22 protein-coding genes are annotated in these 20,221 nt (G+C 58.7%); 16 read left to right on the forward strand and 6 right to left on the reverse strand.

Annotation, left to right across the window (positions count from 1 at the left end):
• A complete protein-coding gene (locus AAEZ09_RS21490) occupies nt 1-897 on the reverse strand; it encodes a LysR family transcriptional regulator (RefSeq protein ID WP_045060144.1) in 897 nt (298 codons plus the stop codon).
• A 109-nt stretch (nt 898-1,006) separates the two neighbouring features.
• Between AAEZ09_RS21490 and AAEZ09_RS21495 the strand changes: the two genes are divergently transcribed.
• The 8 genes from AAEZ09_RS21495 to rpoS all read left to right on the forward strand — a co-directional run bounded on the left by AAEZ09_RS21495 (nt 1,007) and on the right by rpoS (nt 8,140).
• Nucleotides 1,007-2,119 carry an S-(hydroxymethyl)glutathione dehydrogenase/class III alcohol dehydrogenase gene (locus AAEZ09_RS21495; protein WP_045060145.1) on the forward strand — a complete coding sequence of 371 codons (1,113 nt, stop codon included), beginning with the start codon at nt 1,007-1,009 and terminating at the stop codon, nt 2,117-2,119.
• An 8-nt stretch (nt 2,120-2,127) separates the two neighbouring features.
• A complete protein-coding gene (fghA, locus tag AAEZ09_RS21500; protein WP_350600700.1) occupies nt 2,128-2,973 on the forward strand; it encodes an S-formylglutathione hydrolase in 846 nt (281 codons plus the stop codon).
• A 54-nt stretch (nt 2,974-3,027) separates the two neighbouring features.
• The gene (ispF, locus tag AAEZ09_RS21505; protein ID WP_045060147.1) at nt 3,028-3,501 is read left to right on the forward strand and encodes a 2-C-methyl-D-erythritol 2,4-cyclodiphosphate synthase; all 474 of its coding nucleotides are present in this window, start codon (nt 3,028-3,030) and stop codon (nt 3,499-3,501) included.
• Complete coding sequence (gene truD, locus AAEZ09_RS21510; RefSeq protein ID WP_350600701.1) at nt 3,498-4,556, forward strand: tRNA pseudouridine(13) synthase TruD; 1,059 nt, start codon at nt 3,498-3,500, stop codon at nt 4,554-4,556. Before ispF ends, truD begins: the two co-directional genes overlap by 4 nt.
• Entirely contained in the window at nt 4,544-5,293 is a 750-nt protein-coding gene (gene surE, locus AAEZ09_RS21515) for a 5'/3'-nucleotidase SurE (protein ID WP_045060149.1), read from the forward strand. The genes truD and surE overlap by 13 nt, the downstream gene beginning before the upstream one ends.
• 41 nt (nt 5,294-5,334) lie before the next feature.
• On the forward strand, nt 5,335-5,970 hold the full coding sequence (locus AAEZ09_RS21520) for a protein-L-isoaspartate(D-aspartate) O-methyltransferase (protein WP_177328563.1): 636 nt from the start codon (nt 5,335-5,337) through the stop codon (nt 5,968-5,970).
• A 199-nt stretch (nt 5,971-6,169) separates the two neighbouring features.
• Nucleotides 6,170-7,027, forward strand: coding sequence for a peptidoglycan DD-metalloendopeptidase family protein (locus tag AAEZ09_RS21525; protein ID WP_350600703.1), 858 nt, complete (start codon nt 6,170-6,172; stop codon nt 7,025-7,027).
• Nucleotides 7,028-7,132: 105 nt separating this feature from the next.
• Nucleotides 7,133-8,140 carry an RNA polymerase sigma factor RpoS gene (gene rpoS, locus AAEZ09_RS21530; RefSeq protein ID WP_045060152.1) on the forward strand — a complete coding sequence of 336 codons (1,008 nt, stop codon included), beginning with the start codon at nt 7,133-7,135 and terminating at the stop codon, nt 8,138-8,140.
• Nucleotides 8,141-8,629: 489 nt separating this feature from the next.
• On the opposite strand, the gene fdxA is transcribed toward rpoS, so the two are convergent.
• A complete protein-coding gene (fdxA, locus tag AAEZ09_RS21535; RefSeq protein ID WP_045057548.1) occupies nt 8,630-8,953 on the reverse strand; it encodes a ferredoxin FdxA in 324 nt (107 codons plus the stop codon).
• 141 nt (nt 8,954-9,094) lie between these two features.
• Entirely contained in the window at nt 9,095-11,674 is a 2,580-nt protein-coding gene (gene mutS / locus AAEZ09_RS21540; RefSeq protein ID WP_045057549.1) for a DNA mismatch repair protein MutS, read from the reverse strand.
• 240 nt (nt 11,675-11,914) lie between these two features.
• Here mutS and AAEZ09_RS21545 point away from each other — a divergent pair, with 240 nt between their 5' ends.
• The 3 genes from AAEZ09_RS21545 to recX all read left to right on the forward strand — a co-directional run bounded on the left by AAEZ09_RS21545 (nt 11,915) and on the right by recX (nt 14,027).
• Complete coding sequence (locus tag AAEZ09_RS21545; protein ID WP_045057558.1) at nt 11,915-12,415, forward strand: CinA family protein; 501 nt, start codon at nt 11,915-11,917, stop codon at nt 12,413-12,415.
• A gap of 83 nt (nt 12,416-12,498) precedes the next feature.
• Entirely contained in the window at nt 12,499-13,551 is a 1,053-nt protein-coding gene (gene recA / locus AAEZ09_RS21550; protein WP_045057550.1) for a recombinase RecA, read from the forward strand.
• Between the two features lie 8 nt (nt 13,552-13,559).
• Nucleotides 13,560-14,027, forward strand: a complete 468-nt coding sequence (gene recX / locus AAEZ09_RS21555) for a recombination regulator RecX (RefSeq protein ID WP_045057551.1) — start codon at nt 13,560-13,562, stop codon at nt 14,025-14,027.
• Nucleotides 14,028-14,070: 43 nt separating this feature from the next.
• Here the strand turns inward: recX and AAEZ09_RS21560 are convergent, their stop codons facing one another.
• Nucleotides 14,071-15,189, reverse strand: coding sequence for an LOG family protein (locus AAEZ09_RS21560; RefSeq protein ID WP_205893176.1), 1,119 nt, complete (start codon nt 15,187-15,189; stop codon nt 14,071-14,073).
• Between the two features lie 370 nt (nt 15,190-15,559).
• Here AAEZ09_RS21560 and AAEZ09_RS21565 point away from each other — a divergent pair, with 370 nt between their 5' ends.
• Entirely contained in the window at nt 15,560-15,754 is a 195-nt protein-coding gene (locus AAEZ09_RS21565; RefSeq protein ID WP_350600705.1) for a hypothetical protein, read from the forward strand.
• On the opposite strand, the gene AAEZ09_RS21570 is transcribed toward AAEZ09_RS21565, so the two are convergent.
• Nucleotides 15,755-16,177, reverse strand: a complete 423-nt coding sequence (locus AAEZ09_RS21570) for a quorum-sensing-regulated virulence factor family protein (protein WP_045057554.1) — start codon at nt 16,175-16,177, stop codon at nt 15,755-15,757.
• Between the two features lie 160 nt (nt 16,178-16,337).
• Between AAEZ09_RS21570 and AAEZ09_RS21575 the strand changes: the two genes are divergently transcribed.
• The 3 genes from AAEZ09_RS21575 to AAEZ09_RS21585 all read left to right on the forward strand — a co-directional run bounded on the left by AAEZ09_RS21575 (nt 16,338) and on the right by AAEZ09_RS21585 (nt 18,382).
• On the forward strand, nt 16,338-17,096 hold the full coding sequence (locus AAEZ09_RS21575; protein ID WP_236695818.1) for a tRNA-uridine aminocarboxypropyltransferase: 759 nt from the start codon (nt 16,338-16,340) through the stop codon (nt 17,094-17,096).
• Nucleotides 17,097-17,293: 197 nt separating this feature from the next.
• The gene (erdR, locus tag AAEZ09_RS21580) at nt 17,294-17,944 is read left to right on the forward strand and encodes a response regulator transcription factor ErdR (protein ID WP_045057556.1); all 651 of its coding nucleotides are present in this window, start codon (nt 17,294-17,296) and stop codon (nt 17,942-17,944) included.
• Nucleotides 17,945-18,019: 75 nt separating this feature from the next.
• Complete coding sequence (locus AAEZ09_RS21585) at nt 18,020-18,382, forward strand: diacylglycerol kinase (RefSeq protein ID WP_034149863.1); 363 nt, start codon at nt 18,020-18,022, stop codon at nt 18,380-18,382.
• Here AAEZ09_RS21585 and AAEZ09_RS21590 read toward each other — a convergent pair.
• A complete protein-coding gene (locus AAEZ09_RS21590; protein WP_045057557.1) occupies nt 18,379-19,305 on the reverse strand; it encodes a LysR family transcriptional regulator in 927 nt (308 codons plus the stop codon). The two genes, AAEZ09_RS21585 and AAEZ09_RS21590, sit on opposite strands and share 4 nt — an antisense overlap.
• A 122-nt stretch (nt 19,306-19,427) precedes the next feature.
• On the opposite strand from AAEZ09_RS21590, the gene fpr reads away from it, so the two are divergent.
• Nucleotides 19,428-20,207, forward strand: coding sequence for a ferredoxin-NADP reductase (gene fpr, locus AAEZ09_RS21595; protein WP_003443014.1), 780 nt, complete (start codon nt 19,428-19,430; stop codon nt 20,205-20,207).
• Nucleotides 20,208-20,221: the final 14 nt, after the last annotated feature.

The raw sequence follows: 20,221 nt of genomic DNA on the forward strand, positions 1-20,221 counted from the left end.
TCAAACCCGATACTCCGGCCGCTTGGCCAAGCCCTCCTTCAGATAGTCCACCAGCTTGCGCACCTTCGGCGACAGATGACGCTGCTGCGGATAAAGCGCCCACACCGCCGTGTTCGGCGGCTGGTGCGCATCCAGCAGGGAAATCAGCTCGCCGTTTTTCAAATGCTCCAGCACGTAATAATCCGGCAGCTGACACAACCCGACCCCCTGTAACGCCGCGTCCAGCACCGCTTGCCCACTGTTGCAGCGCCAGTTGCCCTGCACCCGCTGGGCAAACTCCCGTCCGTTCTGCTCCAGTTGCCACAGGTCGGAACTGCCGATCAGGCAATTATGCCGGCTCAATTCAGACAGGCTGTGTGGGCGACCGTAGCGTTCCACGTAGGAAGGGGAGGCGCACAGGTACATGCGCCGTGGCGCCAGGCGTGCCGCGACCAGCCGCGAATCCTGTAGACGGCCAAGACGAATGGCCAGGTCGAGGCCTTCATGCACCAAATCGAGTTGGCGGTTGCTCAGTTCGATATCAATGCGCAGTTGCGGGTAGAGCGCCATGAATCGTGTCACCAGTGGCACGATAAACCGTTCGCCGTAGGCCACCGCGCACGTCATGCGCAGCATGCCCTTGGGTTCGCTGGTCAGGTCGCCGACTGCACGCAGCGCTTCTTCGCGCCCATCCTGCAGGCGCTGGCAATGTTGCAGGAATGTCTGCCCGGCTTCAGTCAACGTTACCCGCCGGGTGCTGCGGTATAGCAGGCGGGTCTGCAGACGCTCTTCGAGGCGGACGATTTGTCGGCTGACGTGCGACGAAGAAACGCCAAGGCGTTCCGCAGCCGCTGTGAACTGACTGCATTCCGCTACGGCCACAAACTCGTCAATGCCTTCCCAGCGATTTTCGGACATGTGTGATTATCCCTGTGCAGCAATAATGTTTTGCTTTTGTCCTGATTATTCACCGTAAGTCGATGTATTACACTCCTTGTCTCGTTTATTCACTGGAGTATCTATCCCCATGATCAAGTCACGCGCCGCCGTTGCCTTCGAGGCCAGGAAACCTCTTGAGATCGTTGAAGTCGACGTCGCCATGCCCAAGGCCGGTGAAGTCCTGCTGCGCGTAGTGGCCTCCGGGGTTTGTCATACCGATGCCTACACGCTGTCCGGTGCAGACCCGGAAGGCATCTTTCCATCGATCCTGGGACACGAAGGTGGCGCAGTAGTTGAAGCCATCGGCGAAGGCGTGACGTCGGTCGCTGTCGGCGATCATGTGATTCCGCTGTATACCCCGGAATGCCGCCAGTGCAAGTTCTGCCTGTCGGGCAAGACCAACCTGTGCCAGGCCATTCGCGCCACCCAGGGCAAAGGCCTGATGCCTGACGGCACCACGCGCTTTTCCTACAAGGGGCAGGAAATTTTCCACTACATGGGGACTTCGACTTTTTCCGAGTACACCGTGCTGCCGGAAATCTCCGTCGCCAAGATCGCCAAGGAAGCACCTCTGGAGAAAGTCTGCCTGCTGGGTTGCGGGGTCACCACCGGCATTGGTGCCGTGCTCAACACCGCCAAGGTAAAACCAGGTGATACCGTGGCTATCTTCGGCCTCGGCGGGATCGGTCTGTCTGCGATCATCGGTGCGGTCAAAGCCAAGGCCGGCCGGATCATTGCCATCGATATCAACCCGGCCAAGTTTGAAATCGCCAAGCAGCTGGGCGCCACCGACTGCGTCAATCCGAAAGACTTTGACCGTCCGATCCAGGAAGTCATCGTCGACATGACCGATGGAGGCGTCGACTTTTCCTTCGAATGCATCGGCAACGTGCAACTGATGCGCGCCGCGCTTGAGTGCTGCCACAAGGGCTGGGGCGAGTCGGTGATCATCGGCGTCGCCGGTGCAGGCCAGGAAATCGCCACCCGTCCATTCCAGCTGGTGACCGGTCGAGTCTGGCGCGGGTCGGCGTTCGGTGGGGTGCGTGGTCGTACCGAGTTGCCAAGCTACGTCGAAATGGCTGAAACCGGTGAAATCCCGCTGGATACTTTCATCACCCACACCATGGGCCTGGAAGATATCAACAAGGCTTTCGACCTGATGCACGAAGGCAAGAGCATCCGTAGCGTCATCCATTTCTGAGGTGGCTCATGAGCCTGGAAAATATCTCCTGCCAGAAAAGCTTCGGCGGCTGGCACAAACGCTACCGGCATCGTTCCGATGAGCTCGGATGCGACATGGTGTTCGCCGTGTACCTGCCGCCGCAAGCGGAGCAGGGCGGCAAGCTGCCCGTGCTGTACTGGCTGTCCGGCCTGACCTGCACCGATGAGAACTTCATGCAAAAGGCCGGTGCCATGCGCATGGCCGCGGAACTGGGGTTGATCATCGTCGCCCCGGACACCAGCCCTCGCGGTCCCGATGTGCCGGCCGATCCGGACGGCGCCTGGGATTTTGGCCTGGGTGCGGGTTTTTATCTGAATGCTACCCAGGCACCCTGGTCACGGCATTACCGGATGCATGACTATGTGGTGAAGGAACTGCCGGCGTTGGTCGAGGCGCATTTCCCGGCGTCGGACAAACGCGGTATCAGCGGTCACTCCATGGGCGGTCACGGTGCGCTGGTTTGCGCGTTGCGCAACCCGGGCCGCTATCAATCGGTGTCGGCGTTTTCACCGATCAACAATCCGATGGATTGTGCATGGGGCCAAAAAGCCTTCTCCCGTTACCTGGGAGAGGATCGGTCAAAGTGGCGCGAGTGGGATGCCTGTGCACTGATTGCCGAGGCTGACGAAAAGCTGCCACTGCTGGTTGACCAAGGTGATCGCGACGACTTCCTCGCCACCCAGCTCAAGCCTGAAGCCCTGCAGCAGGCGGCCAAACTGGCCGGTCATCCGCTGACGTTGCGTTTGCAACCGGGCTACGATCACAGCTATTTCTTCATCGCCAGTTTCATTGATGACCACTTGCAGCATCACGGGCGTGCTCTAAACGCCTAATATCCTGCAAAGCAGGTAGAATCACGCCCTGACAAAATTCGGGGCGTTTTTTTTATGCGTATTGGCCACGGCTATGATGTGCACCGTTTCGCTGAAGGCGATTTCATTACTCTGGGCGGCGTGCGTATTGCACACGGCTTCGGGCTGCTCGCTCACTCCGACGGTGACGTCCTGCTGCACGCCTTGAGCGATGCCTTGCTTGGCGCTGCTGCGCTGGGCGATATCGGCAAGCACTTTCCCGACACTGACCCTACATTCAAGGGCGCGGACAGCCGTGTGCTGTTGCGTCACGTCGTCGGCCTGATCCACGCCAAGGGGTGGAAAGTCGGCAACGTCGACAACACCATCGTTGCCCAGGCACCGAAAATGGCCCCGCATATCGAATCGATGCGCGCGCTTATTGCCGCCGATCTTCAAGTTGAGCCGGACCAGGTGAACGTAAAAGCCACCACTACCGAAAAGCTGGGCTTTGTCGGACGCGAAGAGGGTATCGCCGTGCATTCCGTTGCCTTGTTGTTGCGCGCATGAACGAACTGCAACTGCTTGGCCCGCGGGCCTATGGTGAGGCGCTTGGCACTGCGGTACTCAAAGCCACTGCCGAAGATTTTCAGGTCGATGAAGTGCTCGACATCCCCCTCAGTGGCGAGGGTGAACATTTATGGATCTGGGTCGAGAAGCGCGGCCTGAACACCGAGGAAGCGGCACGGCGAATCGCCAAGGCTGCGGGCGTTTCGTTACGCACCGTCAGTTACGCGGGGCTCAAGGACCGTCAGGCGCTGACTCGCCAATGGTTCAGCGTGCAATTGCCGGGCAAGGCCGATCCCGACTTGTCGGCAGCCGAAAACGACACGTTGAAAATCCTCAAGACCGGTCGCCACAAACGCAAGCTGCAACGCGGTGCTCATTCGGCCAATGGCTTCACCTTGCGCCTGACCCAGTTCGCTGGCGACAAGGCGGCGATCGAACAGCGGCTGCAGTTGATCGGCAAACAAGGTGTCCCCAATTATTTTGGTACCCAGCGTTTCGGCTTCGACGGCGGCAACGTGGTCGATGCCCGTGCCTGGGCTGCGCGCAAGGCTTTGCCGGAGCAGCGCAACGTGCGCTCGCGCCTGCTCTCAAGCGCCCGCAGTTTCCTGTTCAACCAGGTATTGGCGGCGCGAGTGGCCGACGGCACCTGGCAGCGTGCCCAGGTCGGCGACCTGCTGGCTTTCACTGACAGCCGCAGCTTCTTTCCGGCTGGCGAAGCTGAATGCAGCGACCCGCGCCTGGCGATTCTTGACCTGCATCCCACAGGTCCGCAGTGGGGTGAAGGTGACTCACCGGCCGCTGGGGTTGTCCATGAACTGGAGCAGGCAATCGCCTCTCGCGAAGCAGGCTTGCGCGATTGGCTGGTTAACGCCGGAATGAGCCACGAACGTCGCATCCTGCGACTGCCCATTGGTGGGTTGACGTGGCATTATCCCGAGCCTGACATTCTGCAACTGGAATTCGTCCTGCCGGCTGGATGCTTCGCCACTGTATTGGTGCGCGAACTTGTCGATCTGGTGCCGGTGGGGCAGACGGACAGCCCATGCGTATTCTGATTTCTAACGACGATGGGGTAACTGCGCCCGGACTCGCCGCGCTTTATGCTGCGCTGGCCGATTACACCGAGTGCGTGGTTATCGCCCCCGACCAGGACAAAAGCGGCGCCAGCAGCTCGCTGACGCTCGACCGTCCGTTGCACCCGCAAACCCTGGCCAATGGTTTTATCAGCCTCAACGGCACGCCTACCGATTGCGTGCACCTGGGCCTCAACGGCCTGCTGGAGCGCCAGCCGGACATGGTGGTTTCGGGGATCAACCTGGGCGCCAATCTTGGGGACGACGTGCTGTATTCCGGAACGGTTGCTGCGGCTCTCGAAGGACGTTTCCTGGAGCGTCCTTCCTTCGCGTTCTCCCTGGTCTCACGGCAGACGGAGAACCTTGCCACAGCGGCTTACTTTGCGCGCAAACTGGTAGAAGCCCACGCTGACCTCGACCTGCCCCCGCGCACGGTGCTGAACGTGAACATTCCGAATTTGCCCCTGGATCACATTCGCGGCATTCAGCTGACCCGCCTCGGCCATCGCGCCCGGGCTGCGGCACCGCTGAAAGTGGTCGACCCGCGTGGCAAGTCCGGTTACTGGATTGCAGCTGCCGGGGACGCCGAAGACGGTGGCCCTGGTACGGATTTCCACGCAGTGGTGCAAGGCTATGTGTCGATCACTCCACTGCAACTGGACCGAACCTTCAATGACGCCTTCAGAAATCTTGATGGCTGGCTGGAGGGCCTGCGCTAATGGCTCGTGAGCACGACGACATTCTGCGGCGCGGCATCGGCATGACTTCCCAGCGTACCCGCGAGCGCCTGATCCAGCGTCTGTATGACGAGGGCCTCTCCAACGCCAAGGTGCTGGAGGTGATTCGCCGTACACCGCGTCATCTGTTTGTCGATGAAGCACTGGCACACCGCGCTTATGAAGACACGGCGTTGCCGATCGGCCATAACCAGACCATCTCCCAGCCTTACATGGTCGCGCGCATGAGCGAGCTTCTGCTGGAAGCGGGGCCGCTGGACAAAGTCCTCGAGATTGGCACGGGTTCGGGTTATCAGACGGCGGTGCTGGCGCAGCTGGTCGAGCGAGTGTTCTCGGTGGAACGCATCAAGGTCCTGCAGGACCGGGCCAAGGAGCGCCTGGTCGAATTGAACCTGCGCAACGTGGTGTTTCGCTGGGGGGACGGCTGGGAAGGCTGGCCGGCGCTGGCGCCCTACAACGGAATAATCGTCACGGCGGTCGCGACAGATGTACCCCAGGCGTTGCTCGACCAGTTGGCGCCGGGTGGACGCCTGGTGATCCCGGTCGGCTCGGGGGAGGTCCAGCAATTGATGCTGATCGTCCGTGAAGAACAGGGTTTTTCCAGGCATGTACTGGGTGCTGTCCGGTTCGTGCCGTTGTTGAACGGGCCGCTGGCCTGAGCATTTGTTTAAACGCGCTGAATTCTATTCGATTGCTCATGTCTTACAGCGGCAACATCGGGTTAAACAGATTCATCGTCAGTGAGCAAACGTGTGCGGTAGTTCACTAAGGTAAAGCCGGCACGGCCCGTTATACTTGCGTCATTTCCTGCCGATACTTGGCAATTCAAATTTTCAGCCACCACAAAGGGAGCGGCGGGTGAGTCTCAAAGTCATTGCGCAGCGAATCGGTATCACGAGCTTTCAGCGCCTGGTGACTGGCCTTGTCTTGAGCACCTTGCTGGTCGGATGCTCCAGCAACAAATCGAGCGACGTACGCGTCGTCGATCGCAACAACGCCGTGGCTCAACGGCCGGCAGTAACGACGGGCCAGTACGTCGTGCGACCCAAGGACACCCTGTTCTCCATCGCCTTCCGCTACGGCTGGGACTACAAGGCCCTGGCTGCGCGCAACAACATTCCGGCGCCATACACCATCCATCCGGGTCAGACGATTCGCTTCGATGGGCGCACCGGTTCAACGGCTTCAACAGTTTCCAGTTCTTCGAATTCAACGCCTTCATCGTCGAGTAAAACGACGGTTTTCAAGCGTCCGGTAAATGGCTCTGGGCCAACGACTGCAGTGGTTGTACCGTCCGTCGCGAACAAGCCGGCAGCCGCTCCACTGCCTCCGGCAGGCCCAGCCCCGACCGGCTGGGGATGGCCATCTAATGGCATTCTTATTGGAAAATTCTCTTCAAACGGGAGTTTGAATAAAGGAATTGATATCGCCGGAGATTTGGGACAGCCTGTTTTAGCTGCGTCTGATGGGACGGTGGTATACGCCGGGAGTGGCTTAAGGGGCTACGGCGAATTAGTCATCATCAAACACAGCGATACCTACGTCAGTGCCTACGGACATAACCGCAGGCTGTTGGTTCGGGAGGGGCAGCAGGTCAAGGTCGGACAGACAATTGCCGAAATGGGGTCAACGGGTACAGACCGGGTGAAATTGCATTTTGAGATTCGCCGCCAAGGTAAACCTGTAGATCCGCTGCAGTTCCTGCCACGTCGTTGATTTGTTACCAGCCTGTTCCGTCACGTAGAGGGAACAGGCTCCAGCGTTGCCAAGGATAAAGGCGTCGCTTGAGCTTGAGGTCGAACTCACCAAAGGACTATAACAATGGCTCTCAGTAAAGAAGTGCCGGAGTTTGACATCGACGATGAGGTTCTCCTGATGGAGACCGACGTCGTTGCGGATGCGATGTCGAATGATGAAGGGGCGGCTACACCTTCCGTTCGGACAAAATCCAAACACTCCACGTCGTTGAAGCAACACAAGTACATTGACTACACGCGTGCACTCGATGCCACGCAGCTGTACCTCAATGAAATCGGCTTTTCCCCTCTGTTATCCCCCGAAGAAGAAGTTCATTTTGCGCGATTGTCGCAAAGTGGGGATCCGGCTGGGCGCAAGCGCATGATTGAGAGCAACTTGCGGCTGGTGGTGAAAATCGCCCGACGCTACGTCAATCGTGGCTTGTCACTGCTGGACCTGATCGAAGAGGGCAACCTCGGACTCATTCGGGCGGTAGAGAAGTTCGACCCTGAACGCGGCTTCCGCTTTTCGACCTACGCCACCTGGTGGATTCGTCAGACCATCGAACGCGCGATAATGAACCAGACCAGGACCATCCGGTTGCCGATTCATGTGGTCAAGGAGCTGAATGTTTACTTGCGGGCAGCCCGGGAACTGACGCAAAAACTTGATCATGAACCTTCACCCGAAGAAATCGCCAACCTGCTGGAAAAACCGGTGGGCGAGGTCAAGCGCATGCTGGGCTTGAACGAGCGGGTTTCTTCGGTCGACGTCTCGCTGGGTCCGGATTCGGATAAAACCCTGCTGGACACGCTTACCGATGACCGTCCAACCGATCCCTGTGAACTGCTGCAGGACGACGACCTTTCCCAGAGCATTGATCAGTGGCTGTCCGAGCTGACCGACAAGCAACGCGAGGTGGTGATTCGCCGCTTCGGCCTGCGCGGTCACGAGAGCAGCACGCTGGAAGATGTGGGCCTGGAAATTGGCCTTACCCGTGAACGGGTCAGGCAGATACAGGTTGAAGGTCTCAAGCGTCTTCGGGAAATCCTGGAGAAGAACGGCTTGTCGAGCGAGTCGCTGTTTCAATAAGCGCAATGCAGGCAGGCAGCGAAAAGCCCCGACTGGTTCGGGGTTTTTTGTTGGCTGGGATTTGAATCGGCGGGAGGCTCGGTTTTGCAGTCAGCTGGCGTAAGTCTTTGCTTACTCTGTTGTAAGTGTTCGTTATTTTTACAGGTAGACAGTTGGCTGTGTTCAACCAATATCTTAATTAAGTCTTTGATTTTAAGAAAATAATTTTTATATGCCAAGCTGGCTGTTGATCCGATTTCGCATTTTAGAGGCGTTGCCCATGGCTGGGAAAAGTCTAGTATCGGGGTTGTGTCGACGGATAGACACGCCCCTCAGGATGAGGGGAAGGACATCGCAGGATGCGATTCATCAGGATGATGAAAAGGAAAACAGGGACTAGGGAAAAAATGTGGGCGGGTCAAACCGCCCCTTTTTTTGCCTGTAGAAAAGCAAGATCTTTTGATCTTAAAAAAAAGGCCCGTAACGGGCCTTTTCGCGAACGCGATCAGATCAACGCTCGAGGTGTTCGAGCTTGCCTGTCTTGCCATCCCATGCCGCAGAATCCGGCAGTGGATCCTTGCGTTCGGTGATGTTTGGCCAGACTTCGGCCAGCTCCATGTTCAGCTGGATGAAGTTTTCCATGCCGGCCGGGACTTCATCTTCGGAGAAGATGGCCACAGCAGGGCATTCTGGTTCGCACAGCGCGCAGTCGATGCACTCATCCGGGTGAATCACCAGGAAATTCGGGCCTTCGTAAAAGCAGTCCACCGGACAGACTTCTACGCAGTCGGTGTACTTGCACTTGATGCAGTTGTCGGTGACGACGAAGGTCATTTCTAATTTTCTCCTCAGGCGGCGGCAGCGGAGCCCCTTCACGTTGGGGTCGCCAGGTTTGGGAGCGATAGTCTGCAGGCCTGGCTGTAGCCTGCAGCATCCCAAACCGCGCGAGATTCTAACAGCTTGCAAGCAAGTGCGTTAGATCCGTGTCTTCAGTGCATAGAGCATTTCGAGCGCCTTGCGTGGCGTGAGGTCATCCAGGTCGAGTTTAGCCAGTTCATCCAGCACCGGGTGAGGGAGGCTGGCGAACATGTCGCTCTGCTGCGGCGCGCGGTTTTTACCTTTGACCGGCTTGGGCGCCTCGTGCGGCAAGGCGGTGGCTTCCAGTCGGCCAAGGTGCTCGCGGGCACGCAGAATCACCTCGCCAGGTACGCCGGCCAACTGTGCCACGGCCAGGCCATAACTCTGGCTCGCAGGCCCCGGCAGGACGTGGTGCAGGAACACGATGCGTTCGTTATGTTCGGTGGCGTTGAGGTGCACGTTGGCGACCAGGGGCTGGGCCTCGGGCAATACCGTCAGTTCGAAGTAGTGCGTAGCGAACAGGGTGTAGGCGCGCAGGAACGCCAGGCGCTCCGCCGCTGCCCACGCCAGGGACAACCCATCGAACGTACTGGTGCCGCGTCCGACTTCGTCCATCAGTACCAGGCTGCGCTCGGTGGCGTTGTGCAGGATATTCGCCGTTTCGCTCATTTCAACCATGAAGGTCGAGCGCCCGCCAGCCAGGTCATCGCTGGAGCCGATCCGCGTGAAGATGCGGTCGACCAGCGACAGCTCACAACTGGCTGCCGGAACAAAACTGCCGATATGCGCCAGCAGCACGATCAAGGCGGTCTGGCGCATGTAGGTGGATTTACCGCCCATGTTCGGACCGGTGATCACCAGCATGCGGGTGTTGTCGTCCAGGCTCAGGTCGTTGGCCACGAACGGGGTGGTCAGCACTTGCTCGACCACTGGGTGGCGACCCTGGCTGATGCGCATGCACGGCTCTTCGACGAAGCGCGGGCAGTTCAGGTCCAGGTTCAGAGCACGTTCGGCGAGGTTGCTCAGCACGTCCAGTTCGGCCAACGCCGCAGCAGTGTCCTGCAGTGGCGGCAGCTTTGATATCAGGTCTTCGAGCAATGCTTCGTACAGCATCTTCTCGCGGGCCAGCGCCCGGCTCTTGGCCGACAACGCCTTGTCCTCGAAAGCCTTGAGTTCCGGTGTGATGAAGCGTTCGGCACCCTTGAGGGTCTGGCGCCGAATGTAATCCGCTGGCGCCGACTCAGCCTGCTTGCTCGGCAGTTCGATGAAATACCCATGAATGCGGTTGTAACCCACTTTCAAGTGCGACAAGCCGGTACGGGCTTTTTCCCGCGCTTCCAGATCGATCAGGAATTGCCCGGCGTTCTCGCTCAGGGATTGCAGGTCATCAAGTTCGCTGTCATAGCCGGTTTTCAACACGCCGCCGTCACGGATAACCGCCGGCGGGTTGTCGATGATGGCTTTTTCCAGCAACGCGGCCAGTTCCGGGTAGGTGCTGGTGGTCGCGGCCAGTTGAATGATGTGTGGCGCTTCCAGTTCAGCCATCGCCACCTGCAGTTGCGGCAGCGCACCGAGCGCGTCACGCAGGCGGGCGAGGTCGCGGGGGCGGGCGTTGCGCAGGCCGATCCGCGCGAGAATCCGCTCGATGTCGCCAATCTCCTTGAGCTGCGGTTGCAGCTGTTCGAATCGATAGGCATCAAGCAGGCAGGTGATGGACGTCTGGCGTGCCAACAGCACCTTGAGATCGCGAAGCGGACGGTTTAGCCAGCGCGTCAGCAGACGGCTACCCATGGCGGTCTGGCAGCGGTCAACCACCGATTGCAGGGTATTGTCGCGGCCACCGGCAAGGTTGGTGTCCAGTTCCAGGTTGCGCCGGCTTGCACCATCCAGCACTACCGTGTCGTCGAGGCGCTCGTGTCGCAGGCTGCGCAAGTGCGGCAGGGCGGTGCGCTGGGTTTCCTTGGCGTAGCTCAACAGGCAGCCGGCAGCGCCGATCGCCAGGGTCAGGTTTTCGCAACCGAACCCTTTCAGGTCCTGGGTGGAGAACTGCTGGCACAGGCTTTTAAACGCCGAATCACGCTCGAAATCCCACGGCGCGCGACGACGAACCCCGCGGCGCTTCTCTGCGGGCAGGTCCTTTGGCCAGTCATCCGGGATCATCAGCTCCACCGGATTGACGCGTTCCAGTTCCGCCAGCAGGTTTTCCCAGCCCTTTATTTCCAGCACGGTGAAGTTGCCGCTGGTGATATCCAGCACGGCCAGGCCAAACAGGCGCTCGTCTCCCAGCACCGCGGCAATCAGGTTGTCGCGGCGCTCATCCAGCAGCGCTTCGTCGCTCACCGTACCCGGCGTGATGATCCGCACCACCTGGCGATCCACTGGCCCTTTGCTGGTGGCCGGGTCGCCGACCTGCTCACAGATCACCACCGACTCGCCAAGCTTTACCAGTTTCGCCAGGTAACCTTCCGCCGCGTGGTAAGGAATCCCGCACATGGGGATCGCTTGCCCTGCAGACTGCCCGCGCGCGGTCAGGGTGATGTCCAGCAATTTGGCGGCTTTCTTCGCATCTTCATAGAAGATCTCGTAGAAGTCGCCCATGCGGTAGAACATCAGCTGGTCGGGGTGCTGGTTTTTCAGGCGCCAGTACTGCTGCATCATTGGCGTGTGGGAGGACAGATCGGAGAGCGCTTTATTCATCGGATATCAGGCAAATTCGTTGAAATGTGTAGGGCAAAGGAGGGACGTCGGCCCGGCTTTTCCGCGATGGGCGCAAGATTACCATGGGCAGTCCGCCCGCCGCAGGAGTGAAAGCCCTGCGATGCACTTCCATCCCCGCGCGCACCGCGCATTTCCTCACATTTTTGATGGGGGGCGCGCCTTGCAAGCGTAATCGGCTCGTGTACGGTAGTGCTTATCCCGCCCGACAAGGAGATGACCGTGAAAGAAATCACCCAGCTCGCCGCTGAACTTGGCAGACGCCTGCAGGTTCTCAATGCTCATGTCACGACCGCAGAGTCGTGCACCGGCGGCGGGATCGCCGAGGCAATTACCCGGATTCCCGGTAGTTCGGCATGGTTCGAAGCCGGTTACGTGACTTACTCCAACCGGCAGAAAACCGAGCAGCTGAATGTGCCTGTCGAGCTGTTCTCCACCGTAGGCGCGGTCAGTCGCGAGGTGGTCGAGGCCATGGTCAGGGGCGCCCAGGATAAAAGCCGGGCGACTTTTGCCGTGGCGGTCAGCGGTGTTGCCGGGCCGGATGGCGGATCTGCGAGCAAGCCGGTCGGTACGGTCTGGCTGGCCTGGGGCGTCGGGGAGCAGCTGTTCAGCGAGGTCCAGCACTTCCCGGGCAATCGCGACGAGGTCCGCCGACAAACGGTGAAGGCCGCGCTAGAGGGGCTGCTACGGCATGCCGCTTCAGAAATCTCAAATCAGGGGTAGGCGATCCTGAAGCGCTGTGGAATAATACTGTCTACTTATACAGGTGTTGGCCGTCAGGCCTTATTGATTACGTGAGGACTTTAATGGACGACAACAAGAAGAAAGCCTTGGCTGCGGCCCTGGGTCAGATCGAACGTCAATTCGGCAAGGGTGCCGTAATGCGTATGGGCGATCAAGACCGCCAGGCGATCCCGGCTATCTCTACTGGCTCTCTGGGTCTGGACATCGCGCTCGGCATTGGCGGTCTGCCTAAAGGCCGTATCGTTGAAATCTACGGTCCTGAATCCTCCGGTAAAACCACACTGACGCTGTCGGTCATCGCCCAGGCGCAAAAAGCCGGTGCCACCTGCGCATTCGTCGACGCCGAGCACGCACTCGACCCGGAGTACGCTGGCAAGTTGGGCGTCAATGTCGACGACCTGCTGGTTTCCCAGCCGGACACGGGCGAACAAGCCCTGGAAATCACCGACATGCTGGTGCGTTCCAACGCAGTTGACGTGATCATCGTTGACTCCGTGGCTGCATTGGTTCCAAAGGCCGAGATCGAAGGCGAAATGGGTGACATGCACGTTGGCCTGCAAGCCCGTCTGATGTCCCAGGCCCTGCGTAAAATCACCGGTAACATCAAGAACGCCAACTGCCTGGTTATCTTCATTAACCAGATCCGGATGAAAATCGGCGTCATGTTCGGCAGCCCGGAAACCACCACCGGTGGTAACGCGCTGAAGTTCTACGCTTCGGTTCGCCTGGACATCCGTCGTACTGGCGCGGTGAAAGAAGGTGATGAAGTCGTTGGTAGCGAAACCCGCGTCAAGGTTGTGAAGAACAAGGTGGCTTCGCCGTTCCGTCAGGCTGAATTCCAGATCCTTTACGGCAAGGGCATCTATCTCAATGGCGAGATGATCGACTTGGGCGTACTGCATGGTTTTGTCGAGAAGTCCGGTGCCTGGTATGCCTATGAAGGCACCAAGATCGGTCAGGGCAAGGCCAACTCGGCCAAGTTCCTGGCAGACAACCCGGAAATCGCGGCGAAACTTGAGAAGCAGCTGCGCGACAAACTGCTGAGTCCGGCACCAGACGTCAAAGCGTTGGCAGATCGGGTGAAAGCAGATGACCTGGTTGATGTAGATGTTTGATTGATCCGATGACCGCCGTACTCGATACACTCGTCGCAGTGCGGCGAACCGCAATGGACCTGCTCGCGCGACGCGAGCATGGTCGAGTCGAGCTGACGCGTAAGCTGCGTCAGCGCGGCGCTCTCCCTGAAATGATCGACACTGCACTCGACCGTCTGACGGAAGAGGGTTTGTTGTCCGAATCCCGTTACCTTGAAAGCTTCGTGTCCTATCGTGCCCGCTCGGGTTACGGCCCGCTGCGTATCCGTGAAGAACTGAGCCAGCGTGGCCTGCAGCGCGCCGATATCGAGCTCGCTCTGCGCGAGAGCGGGATCAGTTGGCACGATCAGCTGGAAGAAACCTGGCGGCGCAAGTTTGCCGGGCATCTACCCATCGATGCCAGGGAGCGCGCCAAGCAGGGGCGTTTCCTGAGTTATCGCGGCTATTCGATGGAAATGATCAGTCGGCTGTTCAGCGGTCGAGGGATGGACGATTAAATGAAAAAGGCCCGCCAGTGATAGCGGGCCTTTTTTATTCGCATCACGTCACCTTTGAAGGTTCCCGCGTGCGCTGTTGAGCCTGGGGTTTGGGTTGTGCCCAGTTTTCCGGCAGGTTGATGTAATCCACCAGTTCGCGCAGACGTCCGTGATCCCGCGCATTGAAGGTGAACGCCAGTCGTGCCAGGTGGCTGAACTGTTCGTCGTCGTGTTCTTCGCCGCTGTAGGCGTGTTGATGGAAATGGTCGCTCAGGCACAGATCGGCGAACGCTTCCTGCATATGGTCGAGTGCCTGGTCGCTCAACCTGTGGTTCATGCGAATGATGAACTGGTGCTTGAGCCAGCGACTGGAGTGGAAGTTGCTGTAGAACTGATTGATCTGTTCCACCGCTTCTTCGGCGCTGTAGACCAGGCTGACGAGCTTCATGTCGGTGGGCAGTATGTAGCGATTTTCTGCGAGCTGATGGTGAATGAAGTCCAGCGCGCCCTGCCAGAAAGTACCGCCTGGCGCATCCAGCAGTATCACCGGCACCAGAGGGCTCTTGCCGGTCTGGATCAATGTCAGTACTTCCAGGGCTTCATCCAGGGTGCCGAAACCTCCGGGGCAGAGCACCAGCGCATTGGCCTCCTTGACGAAGAACAGCTTGCGCGTGAAGAAGAAGTGAAATGACAGCAGGTTGGTCGTGCCCCGGACGGTCGGGTTGGCGTGCTGCTCGAAGGGCAGTGTGATATTGAAGCCAAGGCTGTGTTCAAGGCCGGCGCCTTCGTGGGCTGCCGCCATTATCCCGCCACCGGCGCCCGTGATCACCATCAGGTCTGAACGCGCCAGCGCAGCGCCCAGCTCGCGAGCCATTGCGTACAGAGGGTTTTCCACAGGTGTGCGGGCAGAACCGTAAACCGTGACTTTGCGTCGTCCCTTGAACTGTTCCAGTACGCGAAAGGCGTGTTCCAGTTCGCGCAGGGCCTGCAGGGTGATCTTGGCATTCCAGCGGTTGTGGTCTTCCTGCGCCATGCGCAGCACGGTGAGGATCATGTCTCGGTAGATCGGGGAGTTCGGGCTGGCAGGTGAAACCAGGTTGAGGAGTTCTTCGACCTTGCTGGTGAGGTCGTGGCCGCTTTCTGCAAAATGACGGCTAAGGAGGTCATTCGGTTGGTAAGGCATTCAACTTCTCCTTGCGTGCGGGCTCTGGTTTTTTTCGGTGAATGAAAAAAACGTTCGCAACTTCAAAAATCCATGACGGGCGGCTCCTTCCCGGCCCAAAGATGTAGTGGTGATTACTCTAAATCTAGTCCTTGGCGAGGATTCGCGCTGACTTGATCATTGCGCCGCAAAGTCTTTCATGGCAATCGCTTATTAACGATTCGAGAAGTGATTTCACCACTCGTCTGAACCTGATCCGAGAGTTCAGCGCTCTGATTTACTTACTAACAGGCGTGACGCGACCGTTTTGCGCAGGGGCAAGACGCACGGTACAGGTAACTCAAAGGATTTATCGCGCAGTTGGGGCGAAAGGGCAGGGAGGCGGGAAGCTATGACCAAGGTCATTCTGGAAATCGATACGCAGCTGTATCGATTGCTCAAGGTATCAGCCGAGACCAACCATTTGAGTCTCGAGGAAGAGTGCTGCCGGCGTCTCGCAGGTGGCGAGCGTCGTTCGCGTTACTTGCAGGCCCTTATAGCGGAATTGCGCGCCGAGGACGAACAGCGACGCGCTAATTGCCGGTGATCACTTTTTCTTCTGATTGACTTTCGGGCAATCCGATTCCTGGAAACGCTCGCTGGCGACCGGACGGTTGGTCTTAACCTCGGTGAATTCGTAACGCATGATCGCGCCTTTGGCCATCAGCTTGCGAAAGCCCGGGTTGTTGCAGACGGTGGAGCCCAGCTGGAAATAAACAGCCTTCGGGTCGGCGCGCATCTTGTCGGCGTGAGTGCTCTGCACGCTCAGGTGGTTGATCAGCTCTTTGCCTTCAACGGTGTAACCCTGATCGAGAATGTCTTCATTGATTGCCCGCGGAGTGCCGACGCTGCTTTGAGCGGCAACGTTTTGCAGCATTTTGCTCAGTTCCATGTCTTTCAAGGAAGCGGCCTGGGCGTTGAAGGACGACGCCAGCAAAATGGCAGCGGTAGGAACGATAAAGCGCAGCATGAAACTCTCCTGGTTCAGTGACTGGTGGTTCGACCCGTCACATGACTGTGCGTTCAGTGGCGGCGAATTATAGGGGACGAGGCCTGGACGGTACAGGCTTGCGCGGACTGCTCTGATAAACTGACACTACTTTATGCCCAGCCGAGTGTTGTTCGTGTCGATAATCCCTTCTGCCCCTCTCTTTGCGGCGAATGCCGTTGCCCTTTTGCGCGATCAGCGTGAGGAAGAGGGCATCAAGCCGATACAGGCCCGGGGCTGGAGGGCCACTCGCTGCCGTGCCTGTCGCGTGATCGAAAGCCACTGCCTGTGTGCCTGGCGCCCGCAGGTCGATGCGCGCTCCGGCGTGTGCCTAATCATGACCAACAAGGAAGTCTTCAAGCCCAGCAACACCGGGTGGCTGATTGCCGACGTGGTGCGCGACAACCATGCATTCATCTGGTCACGTACTGAAACCGACCCGAAGTTGCTGGCGTTGCTGCGCGACCCGCAATGGCAACCGTATCTGGTGTTTCCGGGCGAGTATGTCGAGCCTGAGCGGGTAACGAACACCGTCGAGGTCGATAGCGCCAAGCGCCCACTGTTCATTCTATTGGACGCGACCTGGACCGAGGCGCGGAAGATCTTCCGTAAAAGCCCGTACTTTGATGCGCTCCCGATCCTCAGCCTGCTGCCCGAGAAACTGTCACGCTATCGCCTGCGCCGGTCGACGCGTAGCGAACATTTGTGTACGGCCGAAGTGGCGGCGCTGTGTCTGGATCTGGCCGGCGATGTGGCGGCCGCATCGGCACTGGACGCTTATTTCGACGTGTTCAGCCAGCACTACCTCGATGCCAAGCACCAGCTGGACATGAATGTTTCTACCCCCGCACATGCCGAGCTGATGCCCTTCGTGCAGAACGGTTCTGCTGCCTTGGGCTGATTGTCGCCCATACTGTAAAGATCTGTACTGGCCATGTTCCTTGACCACCCCGGTTTCGCTGGGCATGCTTGGCGCCGATTGGGGCGCGGCCAAGGTTTGAGACGCCGTTTTAGCTTGTGATTGGCGTTGAACGTGCCCTGTTGGTGCAGCTCCGTGGCTGTACCTCGAGTTGTTTGAAAAACAGGATCATTTGAAAAATGGCCACATACGAAATCCTGATTGCCGATGACCACCCACTGTTCCGTAGCGCATTGCATCAGGCGTTGACCCTGGGCCTGGGCCCCGAAGTCCGGCTGGTGGAGGTGGCGAGTATTGCCGAACTGGAGACCCGCCTGGACGAAAAGTCCGACTGGGACCTGGTTCTGCTCGACTTGAACATGCCAGGCGCTTACGGATTTTCCGGCCTGGTGCTGTTGCGCGGGCAATACCCGCAGATTCCGGTGGTGATGGTGTCGGCCCAGGAAGAGGCCTCGATCATGGTCAAGTCTCGCGAGTTCGGGGCCAGTGGCTTCATTCCCAAGTCCAGCGACCTGAGCGTCATTCAAAAGGCCGTCAGGGCGGTATTGGACGGCGATGTGTTCTGGCCCCCGCAGGCCTTTGAGGCGGTCAGTGTCTCCGCCGAAGCCAAGGCGGCAAGCGAAGGCCTGGCCAGCCTCACGCCCCAGCAGTTCCGGGTGTTGACCATGGTGTGTGAAGGTTTGCTGAACAAACAGATCGCTTATGAACTGAGCGTCTCGGAAGCCACCATCAAGGCACATGTCACCGCCATCTTTCGCAAGCTGAATGTGCGCACTCGCACCCAGGCGGCGTTGCTCTTGCAACAACTTGAGTCAATTTCGAGCCATTAAACCCGGCTCGTTCACGCTTTTTTGACTTTCACTGGTCTAGCTTTCCCACTCCTTTTTGGTGCAGTTGCTAACTCTATGTCTCCTTTCAAAGGCCAGACCGGCCTCAAACGCATCCTCAACGCTTCGGGTTATTCACTGGATGGGCTGCGCGCGGCCTTCACCGGTGAGGCGGCATTCCGCCAGTTGGTGCTGCTTAACGTCATTCTGATACCGCTGTCGTTCTTTTTGAATGTCAGCCGGGTGGAACAGGCGTTGTTGATCGCCGTTTGCCTGCTGGCGCTGATCGTCGAACTGCTCAATTCCGCCGTGGAAGCGGCCATTGACCGCATCTCGCTTGAATTGCACCCGCTGTCCAAGAATGCCAAGGACATGGGCAGCGCCGCGCAGTTCGTGGCACTGACCATGATCGCGCTGGTCTGGGCAGTCATCCTGCTTTAAGCAATGGTGGGCAGGACGATCTCGTCGCTGCGCTGGACCCCGGCGGTGAAGGCGCGGCACAGGTCGAGGAACTCGCGCATCGCCGAGGTCTGGTATTTCTGTTTGTGCCAGATGAAATAGAACTGTCGCGCCAGGTCCAGATCCGGGGTTTCCACCGCTACCAGGCTGCCGCGCCGGAATGCATCACGCAGTGCCAGCCTCGAGATGCAGCCAATTCCCAGGCCTGACTCGACCGCGCGCTTGATCGCTTCGGTGTGTTCCAGTTCCAGGCGGATATTCAGCGCACTGCGATGATGTCGCATGGCCTGGTCAAACGTCAGGCGCGTGCCGGAGCCCTGTTCCCGAAGGATCCAGGCTTCTTGCGACAGCTCGTCCATGCTCGCCGTACCGCGTATGGCCAAAGGATGCTGGGGCGCGCAGAACACCACCAATTCATCCTCGACCCAGCTCTGCACTTCGATGTCCGGGTGGCTGCAGTCGCCTTCGATTAGACCCAGATCAATTTCATAGTGCGCGACCTGTTGCACGATGTTGGCAGTGTTCTGCACATGCAGCTTCACCTGGCTTTCAGGATGACGCTGCATGAAGCTGCCAATCAGCAGGGTGGCCAGGTAATTGCCGATGGTCAGGGTGGCGCCGACTGCCAGGGAGCCGAAACCGGACTTGCCGTTGAGCAGGTCTTCGATTTCCTTGGCCTGGTCGAGCAGGGCCACAGCCTGGGGCAGCAGCTGTTTGCCGAGGGCATTGAGGCTCAGCCGTTTACCCGCGCGGTCGAACAGCTGGCAGCTGGACTGGCGCTCCAGTTCGGTGATCGAAGTGCTTGCCGCCGATTGTGAGAGGTTGAGCAGTCCCGCAGCACGGGATACGCTTTCCTGCTGGGCGACAGCGACGAAGACTTGCAGTTGACGGAGAGTAAATCGCATATCTATATAACCGATAACCCTTATCTTAATAATCCATTTAACAGATATTGTCGCTGCCATTAGAATGCGATGCAATTGCGCACATCACCGGCGCAGGCAAAATCTCCAGGAGTCCCCCGTACATGAGCAACATGAACCACGAGCGTGTCCTCAGTGTTCATCACTGGAACGACACTCTGTTCAGCTTCAAGTGCACCCGCGACCCGGGTCTGCGCTTCGAGAACGGTCAGTTCGTGATGATCGGCCTGCAACAGCCCAACGGCCGGCCGCTCATGCGCGCTTACTCGATCGCCAGCCCGAACTGGGAAGAGCATCTCGAGTTCTTCAGCATCAAGGTGCCTGATGGCCCGCTGACTTCCCAGTTGCAGCACCTGAAGGAAGGCGACGAGATCATCATCAGCAAGAAGCCTACCGGCACGCTGGTACTCGATGATTTGAAACCGGGCAAGCACCTGTACCTGCTCAGCACCGGTACCGGTCTGGCGCCATTCATGAGCGTCATCCAGGATCCGGAAACCTACGAGCGTTTCGAGAAAGTGATCCTGTGCCACGGCGTACGTTACGTCAATGAAGTCGCTTACCGCGAATTCATCACCGAGCACTTGCCGCAGAACGAGTTTTTCGGCGAGGCCCTGCGTGACAAGTTGATCTACTACCCGACCGTGACCCGCGAGCCATTCGAAAACGAAGGTCGCCTGACCGACTTGATGCGCAGCGGCAAGCTGTTCAGCGATATCGGCCTGCCGCCGATCAACCCGCAGGACGACCGCGCCATGCTGTGCGGCAGCCCGAGCATGCTCGACGAGACCAGCGAAGTGTTGAACAGCTTCGGCCTGAAGGTTTCGCCGCGGATGCGCGAGCCGGGTGATTACCTGATCGAGCGTGCGTTCGTCGAGAAGTAAGCCATTCGCATCAC

This window comes from Pseudomonas sp. 65/3-MNA-CIBAN-0223 (genome assembly GCF_040310425.1).
Classification (GTDB): Bacteria; Pseudomonadota; Gammaproteobacteria; order Pseudomonadales; family Pseudomonadaceae; genus Aquipseudomonas; species Aquipseudomonas gregormendelii.

Bases quoted from the DNA above. Each gene is read 5' to 3' on its own strand.
- AAEZ09_RS21560 (WP_205893176.1), bottom strand. From the start codon at position 15,189: ATGCCTTACCAACCGAATGACCTCCTTAGCCGTCATTTTGCAGAAAGC.
- erdR (WP_045057556.1), top strand. From the start codon at position 17,294: ATGGCCACATACGAAATCCTGATTGCCGATGACCACCCACTGTTCCGT.
- truD (WP_350600701.1), top strand. From the start codon at position 3,498: ATGAACGAACTGCAACTGCTTGGCCCGCGGGCCTATGGTGAGGCGCTT.
- AAEZ09_RS21495 (WP_045060145.1), top strand. From the start codon at position 1,007: ATGATCAAGTCACGCGCCGCCGTTGCCTTCGAGGCCAGGAAACCTCTT.
- AAEZ09_RS21520 (WP_177328563.1), top strand. From the start codon at position 5,335: ATGACTTCCCAGCGTACCCGCGAGCGCCTGATCCAGCGTCTGTATGAC.
- fdxA (WP_045057548.1), bottom strand. From the start codon at position 8,953: ATGACCTTCGTCGTCACCGACAACTGCATCAAGTGCAAGTACACCGAC.
- AAEZ09_RS21565 (WP_350600705.1), top strand. From the start codon at position 15,560: ATGACCAAGGTCATTCTGGAAATCGATACGCAGCTGTATCGATTGCTC.
- surE (WP_045060149.1), top strand. From the start codon at position 4,544: ATGCGTATTCTGATTTCTAACGACGATGGGGTAACTGCGCCCGGACTC.
- AAEZ09_RS21570 (WP_045057554.1), bottom strand. From the start codon at position 16,177: ATGCTGCGCTTTATCGTTCCTACCGCTGCCATTTTGCTGGCGTCGTCC.
- fpr (WP_003443014.1), top strand. From the start codon at position 19,428: ATGAGCAACATGAACCACGAGCGTGTCCTCAGTGTTCATCACTGGAAC.
- recX (WP_045057551.1), top strand. From the start codon at position 13,560: ATGACCGCCGTACTCGATACACTCGTCGCAGTGCGGCGAACCGCAATG.
- fghA (WP_350600700.1), top strand. From the start codon at position 2,128: ATGAGCCTGGAAAATATCTCCTGCCAGAAAAGCTTCGGCGGCTGGCAC.
- recA (WP_045057550.1), top strand. From the start codon at position 12,499: ATGGACGACAACAAGAAGAAAGCCTTGGCTGCGGCCCTGGGTCAGATC.
- AAEZ09_RS21590 (WP_045057557.1), bottom strand. From the start codon at position 19,305: ATGCGATTTACTCTCCGTCAACTGCAAGTCTTCGTCGCTGTCGCCCAG.
- AAEZ09_RS21490 (WP_045060144.1), bottom strand. From the start codon at position 897: ATGTCCGAAAATCGCTGGGAAGGCATTGACGAGTTTGTGGCCGTAGCG.
- ispF (WP_045060147.1), top strand. From the start codon at position 3,028: ATGCGTATTGGCCACGGCTATGATGTGCACCGTTTCGCTGAAGGCGAT.
- rpoS (WP_045060152.1), top strand. From the start codon at position 7,133: ATGGCTCTCAGTAAAGAAGTGCCGGAGTTTGACATCGACGATGAGGTT.
- mutS (WP_045057549.1), bottom strand. From the start codon at position 11,674: ATGAATAAAGCGCTCTCCGATCTGTCCTCCCACACGCCAATGATGCAG.
- AAEZ09_RS21585 (WP_034149863.1), top strand. From the start codon at position 18,020: ATGTCTCCTTTCAAAGGCCAGACCGGCCTCAAACGCATCCTCAACGCT.